Genomic DNA, 14,463 nt, shown 5'->3' with positions numbered 1-14,463 from the left:
TAATTGTTGTTAGAAACTCATACTGACTTTTATCTGAAATTAAGCTGACTATTTATGAACCTACAAAATATAAACAATTTACTGCCATTAGCTTAAATGACGTTGTTGTCGCTGCAGTGAATTATTTTTAACAGTAGCTGCGGTTTTTGGAACCCCATAAAGATTCAAGCTGCTGAACAGGCTTTTCAATTTTGCGGCTTGGTAATCTTGTTCGATTTTTTCAATCACCACGGCATGTTTTTCTGGATACAAAGCTTCAACAGCTTGTGAAATTAACTCAAATAATTTCTTCAGGTTAATTTTATGTATCTGCCCTGTTTTGTTAAATATCCATTCGGTAATCGCCATAAAATCATCAAACGGTTCATCAGATAATATATGGGGCAATGCGTATTTAAAGCGTCCTGAATTACCAATCATGTCCCAATAGCGGGCAAAGCGATTAATACGTTGCATGGTGACAAAGCTCACCCTGTCGGTACTTAAGATATTAAATGGTGGTAAAGGGTTAAAGCGTAAATCGAATGCTTCGGTATGCCTAATGATTGGGCTACCTTTCAAACGTTTCAAAATACCCATTTGAATTTCATGCGGACGACAATGGTATAGCTGATTGAAGCTATCTTTAAAGCTGTCGAAGGTTTCACCCGGTAAGCCAAAAATAAGATCAGCATGAATGTGTGCGTGAGTATTATCTTTTAACCAGATTAAATTGTCTTTCGACTTAGCGTTATTTTGCTTACGGCTAATATTTTTTTGCACGTCGGTATTAAAGGTTTGTATGCCAATTTCAAATTGTAAACTGCCTTGTGGAAACTGTGCTAACAGCTCTTTTAACTTTCTAGGTAGATGATCGGGCACCACTTCAAAATGCAGATACAGATCGTCAGTCATTCGGTCTAAGAAGAACTGCATAATTTGCATGGTGGTATTAATGTTTAAGTTAAAGGTTCTATCAATAAACTTAAAATTACGCGCGCCGCGGTTATACAGAATTTCCATTTGCTCTAGAAATAGCACTATCTCAAAAGGGACTGAGGTTTTATCTAAAGACGATAAACAAAACTCACATTTAAACGGACAACCACGCGATGCTTCTACATACAACAGACGATGGGTTAAGTCTTCATCGGTATAATACTGATAAGGCGATGCAAGATCTTTTAACTCAACAGGTTTCGAATTGAGTATTTTTTTATCCAGTGGCGCATCGTTAATAATGTCTTTACACAGCTGATAAAAACTTAAATCTGCCGGCCCTGTTAATACATAATCGGCATTGGCAACAATGGCTTGTTGCTCAGTTTCATAACTAACTTCAGGTCCACCTAAAACTATTTTAATTTCAGGCGCTATAACTTTTAATAAGCTTACAACATCGGTAGTTTCAACAATGTTCCAAATATAAACCCCAAAACCCACAATATCGGGTTTACCTGCTAATATTTGTTCAACAATATCAATGGCACGTGTTTGAATAATAAATTCTTTAATTTCACAAAACTCCTGCAACTCTTGTAAATTAGCATACAGATAACGTAAACCAAAACTGGTGTGAAAGTATCGAGCGTTAAGGGTTGCAAGCACAATTTTTGGCGCGGCTTTATCTATTTTAGATGTGTTTTGTGGCGGGCTTTGTTGTTTGCTAAGTAATGTGCTTTTTTGAGTATTATCTTCAGTCAGTTGAATTTGTGTAACAGATAATTCAGTGTGGTGTTTTTGCGCTGCCATTAGAGTTCTTAAATGCCTTTGATAATATAACGGCAATTATACGGTGATTACTGAAGTTATTCAGCAATCTTATTTTTTACGTAACAAACTACCTGTCGAAATAATTTTACAACTTGATCTCACTTGAGACTATTAGCACAAGACATGATATTGCTGAACAGTGGCTTTTCTCCCTCGTCGCTTATTTTAATTATCTATTATTTGCCTCTTAGTGTGGCTTTACAATGACATCAAAGTGCAAATGACGGATAATTTTATGTTCATAAAGCCTTAAAGGTCATTTCATAGTAGGATATTACCTAAGAATTCGCGTAACAACGCAATTTTAGGCTGATTTTTTAATAATTTTTGAGGCCGATTTTTCTAAAAGAAAAATTTTACAGTCTCGTTATGTGTAAAGGATAATATGAAATATTTATCAAGTATTTTAGTGTTGTTAATCGCTTTAAAAATTAATGCACAAGAAATCAAAATTAACCCTGGAAAATATTCTGATTATTATCACATCCAATATGAACTAGTCTCAGGTAATTACTCAGTAAACACTGAATATGGATTTAATAAAGGAGGTCAATTTGAAGTCTTTGTTGCAAAAGAACTCTTTCCCATCGCAGCTCCAAATTGTAATAAAAATATTATTATCCGTATGCCATATTCTAATTTAGAAAAACGAAAGCGTGCTCTTTACAACGAACTATTGTTGTCAAATACTATTACAGTTACATTGGAGTTAAATCCGTATATTAAAATCCTAAAGACAGAGCCATTACAAGTCGAGTTGGCGTATTGTAATGTTTATTTCAGGCACAGAGGTGGTGACTACTTTGATCAGCTATAGTCAACATATCGAATCAGTAAAGCATGACTAAAAATACCTAAGGCGCAATTCTAGAACTACCCAAGAAAGTCGAATTATATGGTTACACTAGACAATATTTACAGAGATTGGAGCAATAATGGATATTAATGAAATTACTACTTTTTTTGGTTGGTGTACGGTGATTAATTTGGCTGTTTACTTGTTTTCAGCATTAGCTATTATCGTATTTAAACGTTTTACGGCTAATCTGCACAGTAATGTAATGGGTATCGATGCTAAAGCGTTACCTTCGCTATATTTTAATTATTTAGGTAACTATAAGTTAGGTATTATGATATTTAATCTTGCTCCCTATTTAGCATTGAAATTGATGGTTTAGCGTTAAGGTCAACATTAAGTATTATTAACTACCATCTTTTATACCAGCGTTGCCTGTTACGTTATCTATTAAGGCTTTAGCCATTAAATTGCTCAAACTTAAATGATAATGTTGCGGCCATTTTATCTTGCCCTTTAAGTTTTAAAACTTCGATTATACATTCTATGGTGCAAAGACCACCTCTAGGTTGATTGGCTCTAAGTTTGTATAAAGAATTTTTTTCTGTTTTAAGGGTGAAATTTGGCGCACTCTTTAAATAAGGGCTCTGATTAAATATTTTTTTTGCTTCCTGCCATGTGCCATCAATAATAACGATATTTTCATATTCTTCGATTGCCACTGGTGGTATTAGACCAGACTCTGCTGATGGTACTTCTGCTAAAAGTTCTCCCTTCGAATATAACAGTACCGCCTCATTATTTTCTATTAGTCGAGTAAGGTCTTTATTAGGAGTTACTCTTTCCCAGACTATACGTTCAACCAAGTTATTAGCATTATCAATCGCAAGAGAGCCAGTGTTGGTTGCCCGATGTAATTCACGCTCATGTGTAAGTAAAAAAATTTTCATTTATATATCATTTTTAGTACTGTGCGGCTTTAAGACTTATTCGCTTAATATGTAGAGCAAACATTTATCTAACGGACTGCTCTGAAGGTGTTTATGCCTTTTTGACAAATTTAGCCGTAACAATCATGTCACCTACACCATCAACTTTGCAATCAAGTTGGTGATCTTTCCCTGCTTTAATTCGTCTAATAACTGCTTTAGTACCTATTTTTAATACCAGTGAGCTGCCTTTTACTTTTAAGTCTTTAATGAGTGTGAGTTTATCACCTTCAAATAACTGTATGCCGTTAGCGTCTTTTACAACAACGGCATCGTCATCATTAATCAGGCTGGGATTCCATTCATGAGAGCACTCGGGACAAATGAGTAACTGTTGATCTTGGTATACGTATTCAGATTGGCAATTTGGACAAGCAGGATGCAACATTATTTATTACTTTTTAAATTAATTAAAATTGTTTATTTTAAAGCTCGAATAGGCTAAAAATTGTTAACGCCAAAGGTACATAGCTACAGTCACATACCTTTAAGCTTGATTATTCATATAAGTGGTACGGCAACAATATAAATTCAATTGACTATGCGGCATTGTATTTATTGTAAACAACACTTTTTATATTTTTTGCCGCTGCCACAGGGGCAAGGTTCATTGCGACCAACGGTAGGTAATGAGCTAACCGGTACGCTGTTCTCTAAAATAGTATTTTCGTCATATAAAATATCCGACAATAAACCACCTTCGCCCATTAGCGAGTCAAATATTTCGTTGTCTTCGTTTGAAAAGTCGTCGAGCACGCTATTGTCTTCATCTTCAACCCAAGACAGTAACGTCTCAGTAAGGTTAAAGTCGGTCTGTATAATGCCAGTTTCAATCAACATAATTTCGTCAGCACTATTCCACGCTTTAACTTCTTCTTGTGTAAAACGGTCTTCATCAAATAAGTTATTGTCATCGACACCATGTTCACACAAGCTAATAAACTGATCTTTAAAGTCATTTAATTGATAGTCGATACAATAATCGGCTAATGCGCTAATTAAAAAACTATTATTTATACTTGGAATAACTAAAAATGAGGCTAACCAGCGAGTAACGTGTTCACTTAATTCAGTTTTATTAATTGTGCCTACTTCGTATTGTGCAAATACAGCTTCCATCGCTGACGCTTTGCAATACATGGCTTGGTGACCATCAACAATGTAGTCAGATAAGGCTTGTGTATCACCCTTAGCAACATTGTAAAATAATGTTGAGGTTAATTCGGTCAACGCATCGCCAAATACGCCTTCAAGCGGTGTTAAAAACGAGTCGCTGCGCGAAAATAACTGCAAGCACTTTGACAACGCAGGAGAATATTTTAATTCTGCACATAATAATGTACCAAAAAATAAAATGGCATTTTGTTCGTCGGTTAGCGTTGTATCATCGGCGATAAATTGATCTATTAGTCGTTCTAAATCCGGATAAAATACCGACCAATTCGTTTTAACTACTGCTATCGCTTCTACAGGTAGTTCGTTGCCATGAGCATTGGCGATTACCAATAAAGCTTGTTCTAAATTCATATAAATTCCGCGTAATATAATCAATGATGAGTGGTAAATGCTATATGGTAAACATTTACACTGTTCGTTACCATTTTAGCCTCTGTTATAACGGTATTTTCTTCGGGATTATTTCTATAACGGCTCAAGAATTATTTTTACACGTTAAAAACTGTGACGTTTAGCTTCCGCGATGATATTTTTATAATCCATTGGTACCTTTTAGTTACATGGGGTGTTTTGATGATTTAACCCGATTGTATAGGTAAAACATGTGAATAATTCTCATTTTGTTCACAATAAATTTTAGTGTAAGCCTGTGCTGTACTTATTTCATAACTCGATATTTTACAAGCATAAAAAGATAATTTTATAAGCGGACTCTGGGGTCATGAGGCTTGTGACGGTGAATTACCTCATAAAAATGGTTAGACGAGATTACCACTAAGATCCATATCTATGCAATGCGAACCAATGGCCTGATTGAATAAGGTGCTAATGGTGAGTCTACTGGCATTTAATAAAATAACGCCTTAAATCTTTATTAGATGCTGGCACGACATTAAGTTCTGGCTCTGATTGGAATGTTATTCCCCTTAATCCATTAGCTAGCATTTATGCTGCTGTTACCCGCAGAACATTTGATGATAAAAACCCTGTTCGTTGGGTCCCACAAGTAAAGACCAGTGTCGAATGCCGTAAGATTATACCGTTAATTAATGCTCATGCCGGATTCAAGAAGACGAGTTAGGCACTATTTAAGTAGGTAACTTAACTGACTTAGTAATTTTAAGTGATAATATTTTTGGTATAGCACCTAAAAAAATTATTGATACTAAAGTGATGTATACAATTGTTGGTGGCGATGGAATGTTTAAATTATAGTAATAACGATTATTTAATAAACGCACATTTGCCCCTAAGATATACTCGAATATAATGTCTTTCCTTTATTAATATTTCGTCCAAATTGGTAACGAGTCAGACTGTATTAATTGATGCTCTTTAACTGTTATTTTTGGCTCTAATCAGCTAAAAAACACCTCTGATAATATGAATATTTATTCATATTTCAATAGCAATAATCCAGTGCTATAGTTTTTTCGTAATACATAGCCGATACATGTAATTTGATTCATATACTTGTATTAATAAAACCCAAGTAATTAAATTGATTGTCACCTGTCATAACAAAATAGTTAAAATTTGGTTAGGTTTAACTATTAGGCTTTTACAAAAGCAAACGTTTAATTATTCTCTTTTTTTAGATCAGGTTGTAGCTAAAAGGAATTAAATAATGTCAAATAAAACAGCGGGATTTTTTTCTTTCTTAATGAAAGATAAAATAATTGCTAAATCGGGGTTTAATCGCTGGTTAGTCCCACCAGCATCAATTGCAATTCACTTATGTATTGGTTCAGTTTACGCATGGAGTATATTTAACCCTGCACTTATTAAAGAATTAGGGGTAGTTACGAGTTCATCTGGAGATTGGTCATTAAGTAACGTGGTTTGGATATTTTCTGTTGCTATTGTTTTTCTTGGATTATCTGCCGCAGTAGCGGGTAAATGGCTAGAAGAAGTTGGTCCTCGTTGTGTTGGTGTTGCTGCCGCATTTCTTTGGGGTGGTGGTTTTATCATCGGTAGTATTGGTATATCTACCCATCAATTATGGCTTGTTTACCTTGGTTATGGTGCGCTTGGGGGCTGTGGTCTAGGTTTAGGCTATGTTTCACCCGTTTCCACTTTGCTGCGTTGGTTCCCTGATAAACGAGGTATGGCTACGGGAATGGCCATTATGGGCTTTGGTGGCGGTGCAATGATCGGTGCACCACTCATTGCTTCTTTGTTAAAATTCCATGCGGTTGCTCCTACGTATCTAGGTACAGAAGGTGCTGTAACACTAATAACTGAAGCAGGTAAACGTTTTGCAGAAACAGCTACTGGTACGGTAGAAGTTATTGTTGCAACGGCTGGTGAAGCAGCAAATATGGCTTTGCCTGGTGATGCAGGTATTTATGTTGTCGGTACAGGTGATACGGGTGCCGCAGGAACATTCCTAACGTTAGGTATTGTTTATTTTATTATAATGATTATTGCTTCATTCTCCTATCGTGTGCCTGCTGAAGGGTGGAAACCTGAAGGTTGGACTCCTCCTGAGAAAGATGAATCTGCAAAAAGTATGATCACACATAACAATGTACATATTGATCAAGCGATAAAAACACCACAATTTTGGAAACTATGGATTGTGCTTTGCTTTAACGTTACAGCAGGTATTGGTGTTATTGGTGTCGCTAAAACTATGATGGTAGATATTTTTGGCTCGACATTACCTGATGTAGCTACCGCGACCTTTGCCGGTACTTATGTATTAATGATTTCGGTATTTAATATGGGCGGTAGATTCTTTTGGGCATCAATTTCTGATTTCATCGGGAGAAAAAATACTTACCACTTTTTCTTTGTCTTAGGAACAATTCTTTATCTATCTATACCTTACGTTGCATCCCAAATAAGTGCCGATCCATCAACAGTTTGGTTAGTTATGTTCTATGGTGCAACAATGATTATCTTCACTATGTATGGTGGTGGTTTTGCAACTATACCAGCCTATTTAGCCGATATATTTGGTACCTTACATGTAGGTGGAATACATGGTCGCTTACTAACAGCATGGGCAACAGCTGGTGTTTTAGGTCCATTCGCTATTACATATCTTAGAGATATGTCTGTAAATGACGCCATAACAGCCTTAGTTTCAAAAATCGACCCTGCAGTATTTCAAGCTAAATTTGGTTCCGCAGTTAGTCAGTTAAATGAACTTGTTACAGCAAAAACAGTAACAGTAAGCAAGTTAATGGAATTAGTTCCTGCTGGTACTATTGACCCAACACCCAGCTTATACAATACCACCATGTATGTTATGGCCGGTTTTTTAGTCATTGCTTTCTTTGCTAACTTAACCATTCGCCCTGTCGAAGCTAAACACCATGTTGAAAATACCCATTAGTTAAAACTTCATACTTTTAACTAATAAAACAACAATAAAAACCGCTTTAGTTTAATTTAAAGCGGTTTTATATTTATCATAGCAATCTAGATTATAAGCGCTTTAATAATTAAACTTGCCAAGGTAGCATATCTTCTAAATCAACGATATCGCCACAAGCAATAGACTCATACCCCGCTAACTTTGCAACCTCTTGATGAAATTTCTCACTTTTTATTTCAGTAATTAAGCGCTGAACCGATAATTTTTCAAGGGTCTTGTGATGACAAACTAAAACGTAATGTTCAGTGGTTAATGGGATGAAATTTAACCCAAATTGGCGAGCTGCGGTTTCAATACCAATACCTACATCTGCCATACCTGAAGCTACATAAGCTGCGACAGCTGAATGGGTAAATTCAAATTTATCAAAACCTATCACAAGTTTAGTGTCCACTGAGGCTCTTTTAAGGAGTTCATTTATCAATAAGCGCGTACCTGAATGTTTTTGCCGATTAATAAAGGTAACATTATCCTGCTTTAAGTCAGAAATTTTAGTAATATTTTTAGGGTTATCTTTTTTTACAATCAAACCTTGTTTACGTGTAACAAACCGAATGACTTTATAGGTATCAGCTTTGAAATATTTATTATAAATATCAATTAACTTTTGGCTAACAATATCGGTTGGTAGGTGAAATGCGGCAATATTACAGTGCCCTTTACTCAGTGCATCAATTGACTCTTCATAGCTTTTATATTGCAAGTCTAGCTTAAATTTATTGGTGAAATCAGGTAGCAAAGCAATAGCATAACCATAGCTTGCAGCAATTTTGAGCAAAGGCTCTTTAACCATTAAGTGTTTTTGTATTTCTAAATTTAATTCTGATGCAATGCTGATTAGCTGAGGTTCAAATCGTGCCTGAGCTCTTTGCTCAGCCCAAAGTAGCTTTTCACCTAACGGTGTTAAAAATGCCCCTTTGCCTTTTTTTAGTTCGACTAAATCAGAGCCAAAAAAGTCGGTCCATTTTTTCAGTACATTCCAGACATGACGATATGACATACCTAATTTTGTTGCGGCTACCGTCAACTTGCCATCATTATGTACGGCACTTAACAAGACGAAAAGTCGAGGGTCTACATACTCACCTTGCTCATTATAAAATGACCATGCGGGTTTAATTTGAATTCTTTTTGACAACAGTGCTTTCTCGGTCATTTTTCACCTGTATATTATTTTTAGCTTGTGCTAATCATTGAAGTTGATTTCAGCCTTTGGCATATCATTTTCATAAGCAAAATTACGCTGTTAAAGCTATTAATAAAAATGCTTGTTTATGAAAAAAAGTTCATATTCTTATGCAAAAACAATGGTGCTATAGTCAGGCTATAATAAGAACTAAAAAACAATAACAAATATGCAATTTATTTCACACACTTATTTTGTAACAGGCCTTCAGGAGTTAGTATGAAAATAGAATTTTCTTCCCCTTTATCAAATGTGGAAAACATCATTGATTCTTTAAAAAATAAAGAAGGCGCCCTGTTACCTATATTACATGCTATTCAAAAAGAAGTTGGCTACATAGCGCCTAATACTATTGAGCGAATAGCGACAAAGCTAAAACAAACACCCGCGGAAATTCACGGTGTCATTAGTTTTTATCATCAATTTCGTACATCACCGCCGGGTAAATATAAAATTCAAATTTGCCGTGCTGAAGCCTGTCAATCAAGAGGAAGTCGACAACTTGAAGAACACGCAAAAGAACGGCTAAATATTGATTATCATCAAATGACGAGTGATAAAAAATTCAGCTTGGATAGTGTTTATTGTCTAGGTAACTGTGCAACTGGGCCAAACATTAGAATTAATGATGAGCTTTATGGTCGTATTTCTAATGAAAAATTTGACCAAGTTCTTTCTAATGTTGACCGCGATTTAAAGTGAGATAGACAATGACAATGAAAATTTTTATTCCACGAGAAAGCACGGCTGTTTCTTTAGGCGCCCATGATGTTGCTCAAGCATTTACGCAGTATGCATCACGCCATGATATTGACTTAAAAATAGTAAGAAATGGCTCGCGGGGTTTATTTTGGTTAGAGCCTATGATTGAAATAGAAACAGCACAGGGTCGCATGGCCTATGGTCCTGTAGAATCATCGGATGTGGCGAGCATCATGGAAGATATTACCCATAATATCTGTAATGAAAAACCACCATGCCATGCACTTTCACTTGGACTAACGGAAGATATTGCTTATTTAAAGAAACAAACTCGTCTAACATTTGCCCGTGCAGGTATTATCGACCCCGTTTCTCTTGATGATTATCTAGCCTTAGATGGCTTTAAAGGTTTGCAAAAAGCGCTAGCGCTATCCACTCAGGACATTGTCACGTCTGTTGTAGAGTCGGGTCTTCGAGGACGTGGTGGTGCTGCGTTTCCTACCGGAATAAAATGGCAAACGGTAAGGGATGCGGTTGCTGAACAAAAATATATCGTTTGTAATGCAGATGAAGGCGACTCAGGTACTTTTGCCGACAAATTAGTGATGGAATGCGATCCGTTTATGCTTATCGAAGGCATAATTATTGCCGGATTAGCCGTTGGTGCCAACCAAGGCTATATCTATTTACGTTCAGAGTACCCTATTGCGGATGAAATTTTACAGCACGCTATTAAGATTGCTAATGAAGCCGGTTATTTGGGAAATGACATTTGTGGCAGTGGAAAAAGATTTCATTTAGAAGTGAGATTAGGCGCAGAAGCTTATATTTGTGGGGAAGAAACCGCCCTATTAGAATCGCTAGAAGGAAAAAGAGGTATGGTGCGCTTCAAACCGCCCCTACCTGCTATAGAAGGATTATTTGGTAAACCCACCATAGTTAACAATGTACTGTCGCTCGCGGCTATTCCTTTTATCATGAGCCAAGGCAGTCATGCATACCAGCAATACGGCACAAATCGTTCACGAGGCACTTTACCTTTTCAACTAGCCGGTAATGTTAAGCAAGGTGGATTAATTGAACTACCCTTTGGCTCGAGCTTAAAAGATCTTATTGATGATTTTTCAGGTGGAACCGAGAGTAACCGTCCGATAAAAGCGATTCAGGTGGGTGGTCCATTAGGGGCTTATTTACCGGTAAATAAACTAGATATCCCGCTTGATTATGAAGCATTTTCTAAGGCTTCTGCTGTACTCGGTCATGGCGGAATTGTGGTCTTTGATGACAGTGTCGATATGCTTGAACAAGCACGTTTTTCGATGGAGTTTTGCGTGGTTGAATCTTGTGGTAAATGTACCCCATGTAGAATTGGTTCAACGCGCGGCGTAGAAGTCATTGATAAAATAAAAAATAATGATCGACGCGTTGAGAATATGACGTTACTTAACGATCTTTGTGACACTATGATTGACGGCTCATTATGTGCAATGGGTAGCATGACGCCTATCCCTGTACGAAGTGCTTACAGTGATTTTCCTCAAGATTTTTATTTACCAACGCAGGAGAGTAATCATGATTAACTATTTTGATCCGGCAACAAACACTACCTTTAATAAGCCAATCGATTTTAATAAAGATTATGGCACGCCTGCGAGCACCTCAACAGAAACAGTCGCGATTGAAATTGACGGCGTAAAAATAACGGTTGCAGCCGGTACTTCAGTCATGCGTGCTGCAGCTATGGCTGATATTAATATTCCTAAACTGTGTGCGACAGATAACATTGAAGCGTTTGGCTCTTGTCGTTTATGTGCCGTACAAATTGAAGGTATGAGAGGCTATCCAACTTCTTGTACTACACCTGTTAAAGAAGGCATGGTGGTATCTACTGAAAATAAGGACATTGCAAAATTACGCCGTAATATCATGGAACTCTACATATCTGATCACCCACTTGACTGCTTAACTTGTTCAAGTAATGGTGATTGTGAATTACAAGATATGGCGGGAGCTGTCGGTTTACGTGAAGTACGTTATGGTTTTGATGGCGATAATCATCTTGATGCCAAGATTGATGACTCTAACCCTTATTTTACTTTCGAACCCAGTAAATGTATCACCTGCTCTCGTTGCGTTAGAGCCTGTGAAGAAGTCCAAGGCACCTTTGCTTTAACTATTGAAGGTCGAGGTTTTGCCTCTAAAGTCAGTGCGGGTACTAGCGAAAATGATTTTTCGTCCTCTGATTGCGTCTCTTGTGGTGCTTGCGTACAGGCTTGTCCCACGGCAACCCTGATGGAAAAGTCAGTCATTGAAAAAGGACAACCAGAACACAGTATTATCACCACTTGTGCATATTGTGGCGTTGGGTGTTCATTTAAAGCTGAAATGAAAGGCGAAGAAGTTATACGCATGGTGCCGTACAAAGGCGGTAAAGCTAACCAGGGCCACTCTTGTGTAAAAGGCCGTTTCGCTTTTGGTTATGCAACTCATAAAGATCGGGTGACTGAGCCGATGATACGTGACAGCATTGATCAGCCATGGAAAGTCGTTAGTTGGGATGAAGCTATAGCCTTTTCGGCGAATAAGATTAAAAAAATTCAGGCCGAATATGGCCGTGAAAGCGTTGGCGGCATTACTTCGTCTCGCTGCACCAATGAAGAAACCTATTTAGTACAAAAACTGATCCGCGCGGCTTTTGGTAATAATAACACCGACACCTGCGCTCGTGTTTGTCATTCCCCGACAGGTTATGGGCTAAAAGCGACAATTGGCGAATCAGCAGGCACACAAACTTTCGACTCGGTGATGAAATCTGATGTCGTTATGGTGATTGGCGCAAATCCGACAGATGCTCACCCTGTCTTTGCCTCACAGTTACGTAAACGATTGCGCCAAGGCGCAGAGTTAATTGTTGTCGACCCAAGAACCATTGATCTACTTAATACCGCTCACATCAGTGCAAATCAGCATCTAGCCTTAAAGCCTGGCACCAACGTTGCTATGATCAATGCGATAGCGCACGTCATTATTAGCGAAGGCTTGGAAGACAAAAATTTCATTACTCAGCGCACTGATGAATATAATGCATGGCGTGAATTTATTTTGGATGAGGTCAACTCACCCGAAGCTATGGCAAGTATTACCACGGTTAGTGCCGAGAAAATTCGCCTTGCCGCGCGTACGTTTGCTAAGGCAAAAAATGGTGCCATTTATTATGGCTTAGGTGTTACCGAGCACAGCCAAGGTTCAACCATGGTGATGGGTATAGCGAATTTAGCGTTAGCCACAGGTAATATAGGTCGTGATGGTGTGGGAATTAACCCTTTACGTGGGCAAAATAATGTTCAAGGCTCTTGCGACATGGGTTCATTTCCGCAGGAACTACCCGGTTATCAGCATGTTAGTGACGATGTATTACGCGCTAAATTCGAAAAAAGTTGGGGTGTAACCTTAGATAATGAACCAGGATTTCGTATTCCAAACATGTTTGATGCCGCTATTGAAGGCACGTTTAAAGCGATGTACGTGCAAGGAGAAGACATTTTACAATCCGATCCTAATACCCAACATGTACAAGCAGCATTGTCATCATTAGAATGTTTAATTGTGCAGGATATTTTTCTAAATGAAACAGCATTATACGCCCACGTATTTTTACCAGGCTCTTCATTTTTGGAAAAGGACGGTACCTTTACTAATGCGGAAAGACGCATAAATCGTGTGCGTAAAGTCATGAAGCCATTAGCTGAATTTGCCGATTGGGAGGTTACCCAAAAGCTGTCTAATGCCTTAGGTTACCCAATGAATTATCAACACCCTGCTGAGATAATGGATGAAATAGCCTCATTAGTGCCTACCTTCAGCAAGGTAAGTTATAAAAAACTCGATGAACAAGGCAGTATACAGTGGCCTTGTAACGAAGAGTTCCCTGATGGTTCACCTATCATGCACGTGGAAAGTTTTCCAATTGGTAAGGGGCGCTTTGCCATTACGCCGTATCTTGCTAGTCAAGATCGCGCTAGTAAACGTTTCCCGTTATTATTAACCACTGGGCGAATACTTAGTCAATATAATGTTGGAGCACAAACACGACGTACCGCCAATCAAACAATGCACAAAGAAGATCTACTTGAAATACATCCTAATGATGCCGAAGAAAGAGGCATTAATGATGGTGACTGGCTAGGCATTAGCAGTCGCGCTGGTGATACAGTATTAAAAGCTAAAGTCAGTGAACGTATGCAAAGTGGCGTGGTATTTACTACCTTTCATCACCCGATAAGTGGTGCTAACGTTATTACCACCGACAACTCTGATTGGGCAACTAACTGTCCTGAATATAAAGTAACGGCAGTACAGGTTGAAAAAGTGACTTCACCATCCGCTTGGCAGACGCGTTATAAAAAGTTTAGTGCTGAACAAAAAGCACATTTTAAACGTAGCCCTAAAAAACAGAAAACTACCATAGGAAGTTAGC

The 14,463-nt window shown here is 37.7% G+C and carries 12 protein-coding genes; 7 read left to right on the top strand and 5 right to left on the bottom strand.

Annotated elements, in window-relative coordinates; genetic code table 11:
• Positions 1-87 precede the first annotated feature (87 nt).
• The gene (locus A3Q33_RS18275; RefSeq protein WP_081181207.1) at positions 88-1,731 is read right to left on the bottom strand and encodes a B12-binding domain-containing radical SAM protein; all 1,644 of its coding nucleotides are present in this window, start codon (positions 1,729-1,731) and stop codon (positions 88-90) included.
• A gap of 406 nt (positions 1,732-2,137) precedes the next feature.
• Between A3Q33_RS18275 and A3Q33_RS18270 the strand changes: the two genes are divergently transcribed.
• Both A3Q33_RS18270 and A3Q33_RS18265 read left to right on the top strand, forming a co-directional pair.
• On the top strand, positions 2,138-2,569 hold the full coding sequence (locus A3Q33_RS18270; protein ID WP_081181206.1) for a hypothetical protein: 432 nt from the start codon (positions 2,138-2,140) through the stop codon (positions 2,567-2,569).
• A gap of 118 nt (positions 2,570-2,687) precedes the next feature.
• Positions 2,688-2,930: a DUF6868 family protein gene (locus tag A3Q33_RS18265; RefSeq protein ID WP_081181205.1), complete on the top strand. Its 243-nt coding sequence runs from the start codon at positions 2,688-2,690 to the stop codon at positions 2,928-2,930.
• Between the two features lie 76 nt (positions 2,931-3,006).
• On the opposite strand, the gene A3Q33_RS18260 is transcribed toward A3Q33_RS18265, so the two are convergent.
• From A3Q33_RS18260 to A3Q33_RS18250, 3 genes are all read right to left on the bottom strand, one after another.
• Positions 3,007-3,498 (bottom strand): tRNA-uridine aminocarboxypropyltransferase, encoded by a 492-nt coding sequence (locus A3Q33_RS18260; RefSeq protein WP_081181204.1) that lies wholly within the window; start codon positions 3,496-3,498, stop codon positions 3,007-3,009.
• A gap of 91 nt (positions 3,499-3,589) precedes the next feature.
• The gene (locus A3Q33_RS18255; protein ID WP_081181203.1) at positions 3,590-3,925 is read right to left on the bottom strand and encodes a zinc ribbon domain-containing protein YjdM; all 336 of its coding nucleotides are present in this window, start codon (positions 3,923-3,925) and stop codon (positions 3,590-3,592) included.
• A 167-nt stretch (positions 3,926-4,092) separates the two neighbouring features.
• The gene (locus A3Q33_RS18250; protein ID WP_081181202.1) at positions 4,093-5,064 is read right to left on the bottom strand and encodes a DUF1186 domain-containing protein; all 972 of its coding nucleotides are present in this window, start codon (positions 5,062-5,064) and stop codon (positions 4,093-4,095) included.
• Between the two features lie 568 nt (positions 5,065-5,632).
• Here A3Q33_RS18250 and A3Q33_RS21110 point away from each other — a divergent pair.
• Both A3Q33_RS21110 and A3Q33_RS18245 read left to right on the top strand, forming a co-directional pair.
• On the top strand, positions 5,633-5,794 hold the full coding sequence (locus tag A3Q33_RS21110) for a hypothetical protein (protein WP_353615532.1): 162 nt from the start codon (positions 5,633-5,635) through the stop codon (positions 5,792-5,794).
• A 546-nt stretch (positions 5,795-6,340) separates the two neighbouring features.
• Positions 6,341-8,056: an OFA family MFS transporter gene (locus A3Q33_RS18245; RefSeq protein WP_081181201.1), complete on the top strand. Its 1,716-nt coding sequence runs from the start codon at positions 6,341-6,343 to the stop codon at positions 8,054-8,056.
• 109 nt (positions 8,057-8,165) lie between these two features.
• On the opposite strand, the gene A3Q33_RS18240 is transcribed toward A3Q33_RS18245, so the two are convergent.
• Positions 8,166-9,254 carry a substrate-binding domain-containing protein gene (locus A3Q33_RS18240; protein WP_081181200.1) on the bottom strand — a complete coding sequence of 363 codons (1,089 nt, stop codon included), beginning with the start codon at positions 9,252-9,254 and terminating at the stop codon, positions 8,166-8,168.
• Positions 9,255-9,503: 249 nt separating this feature from the next.
• Between A3Q33_RS18240 and A3Q33_RS18235 the strand changes: the two genes are divergently transcribed.
• From A3Q33_RS18235 to fdhF, 3 genes are read left to right on the top strand one after another with little or no spacing between them, the layout of a single operon-like run.
• A complete protein-coding gene (locus tag A3Q33_RS18235; protein ID WP_081181199.1) occupies positions 9,504-9,986 on the top strand; it encodes a formate dehydrogenase subunit gamma in 483 nt (160 codons plus the stop codon).
• 8 nt (positions 9,987-9,994) lie between these two features.
• Complete coding sequence (locus A3Q33_RS18230) at positions 9,995-11,566, top strand: formate dehydrogenase beta subunit (RefSeq protein WP_081181198.1); 1,572 nt, start codon at positions 9,995-9,997, stop codon at positions 11,564-11,566.
• The gene (gene fdhF / locus A3Q33_RS18225; protein ID WP_081181197.1) at positions 11,559-14,462 is read left to right on the top strand and encodes a formate dehydrogenase subunit alpha; all 2,904 of its coding nucleotides are present in this window, start codon (positions 11,559-11,561) and stop codon (positions 14,460-14,462) included. The genes A3Q33_RS18230 and fdhF overlap by 8 nt, the downstream gene beginning before the upstream one ends.
• Position 14,463 lies beyond the last annotated feature (1 nt).

The organism is Colwellia sp. PAMC 21821 (genome assembly GCF_002077175.1).
Taxonomy (GTDB): domain Bacteria; phylum Pseudomonadota; class Gammaproteobacteria; order Enterobacterales; family Alteromonadaceae; genus Cognaticolwellia.
The sequence above is the reverse complement of the archived record's forward strand: the minus strand, read 5'-3'. Positions and strand labels throughout refer to the sequence as shown.

Bases quoted from the DNA above. Each gene is read 5' to 3' on its own strand.
- A3Q33_RS18235 (WP_081181199.1), top strand. From the start codon at position 9,504: ATGAAAATAGAATTTTCTTCCCCTTTATCAAATGTGGAAAACATCATT.
- A3Q33_RS18275 (WP_081181207.1), bottom strand. From the start codon at position 1,731: ATGGCAGCGCAAAAACACCACACTGAATTATCTGTTACACAAATTCAA.
- A3Q33_RS18245 (WP_081181201.1), top strand. From the start codon at position 6,341: ATGTCAAATAAAACAGCGGGATTTTTTTCTTTCTTAATGAAAGATAAA.
- A3Q33_RS18250 (WP_081181202.1), bottom strand. From the start codon at position 5,064: ATGAATTTAGAACAAGCTTTATTGGTAATCGCCAATGCTCATGGCAAC.
- A3Q33_RS18230 (WP_081181198.1), top strand. From the start codon at position 9,995: ATGACAATGAAAATTTTTATTCCACGAGAAAGCACGGCTGTTTCTTTA.
- fdhF (WP_081181197.1), top strand. From the start codon at position 11,559: ATGATTAACTATTTTGATCCGGCAACAAACACTACCTTTAATAAGCCA.
- A3Q33_RS18240 (WP_081181200.1), bottom strand. From the start codon at position 9,254: ATGACCGAGAAAGCACTGTTGTCAAAAAGAATTCAAATTAAACCCGCA.
- A3Q33_RS18255 (WP_081181203.1), bottom strand. From the start codon at position 3,925: ATGTTGCATCCTGCTTGTCCAAATTGCCAATCTGAATACGTATACCAA.
- A3Q33_RS18270 (WP_081181206.1), top strand. From the start codon at position 2,138: ATGAAATATTTATCAAGTATTTTAGTGTTGTTAATCGCTTTAAAAATT.
- A3Q33_RS18265 (WP_081181205.1), top strand. From the start codon at position 2,688: ATGGATATTAATGAAATTACTACTTTTTTTGGTTGGTGTACGGTGATT.
- A3Q33_RS18260 (WP_081181204.1), bottom strand. From the start codon at position 3,498: ATGAAAATTTTTTTACTTACACATGAGCGTGAATTACATCGGGCAACC.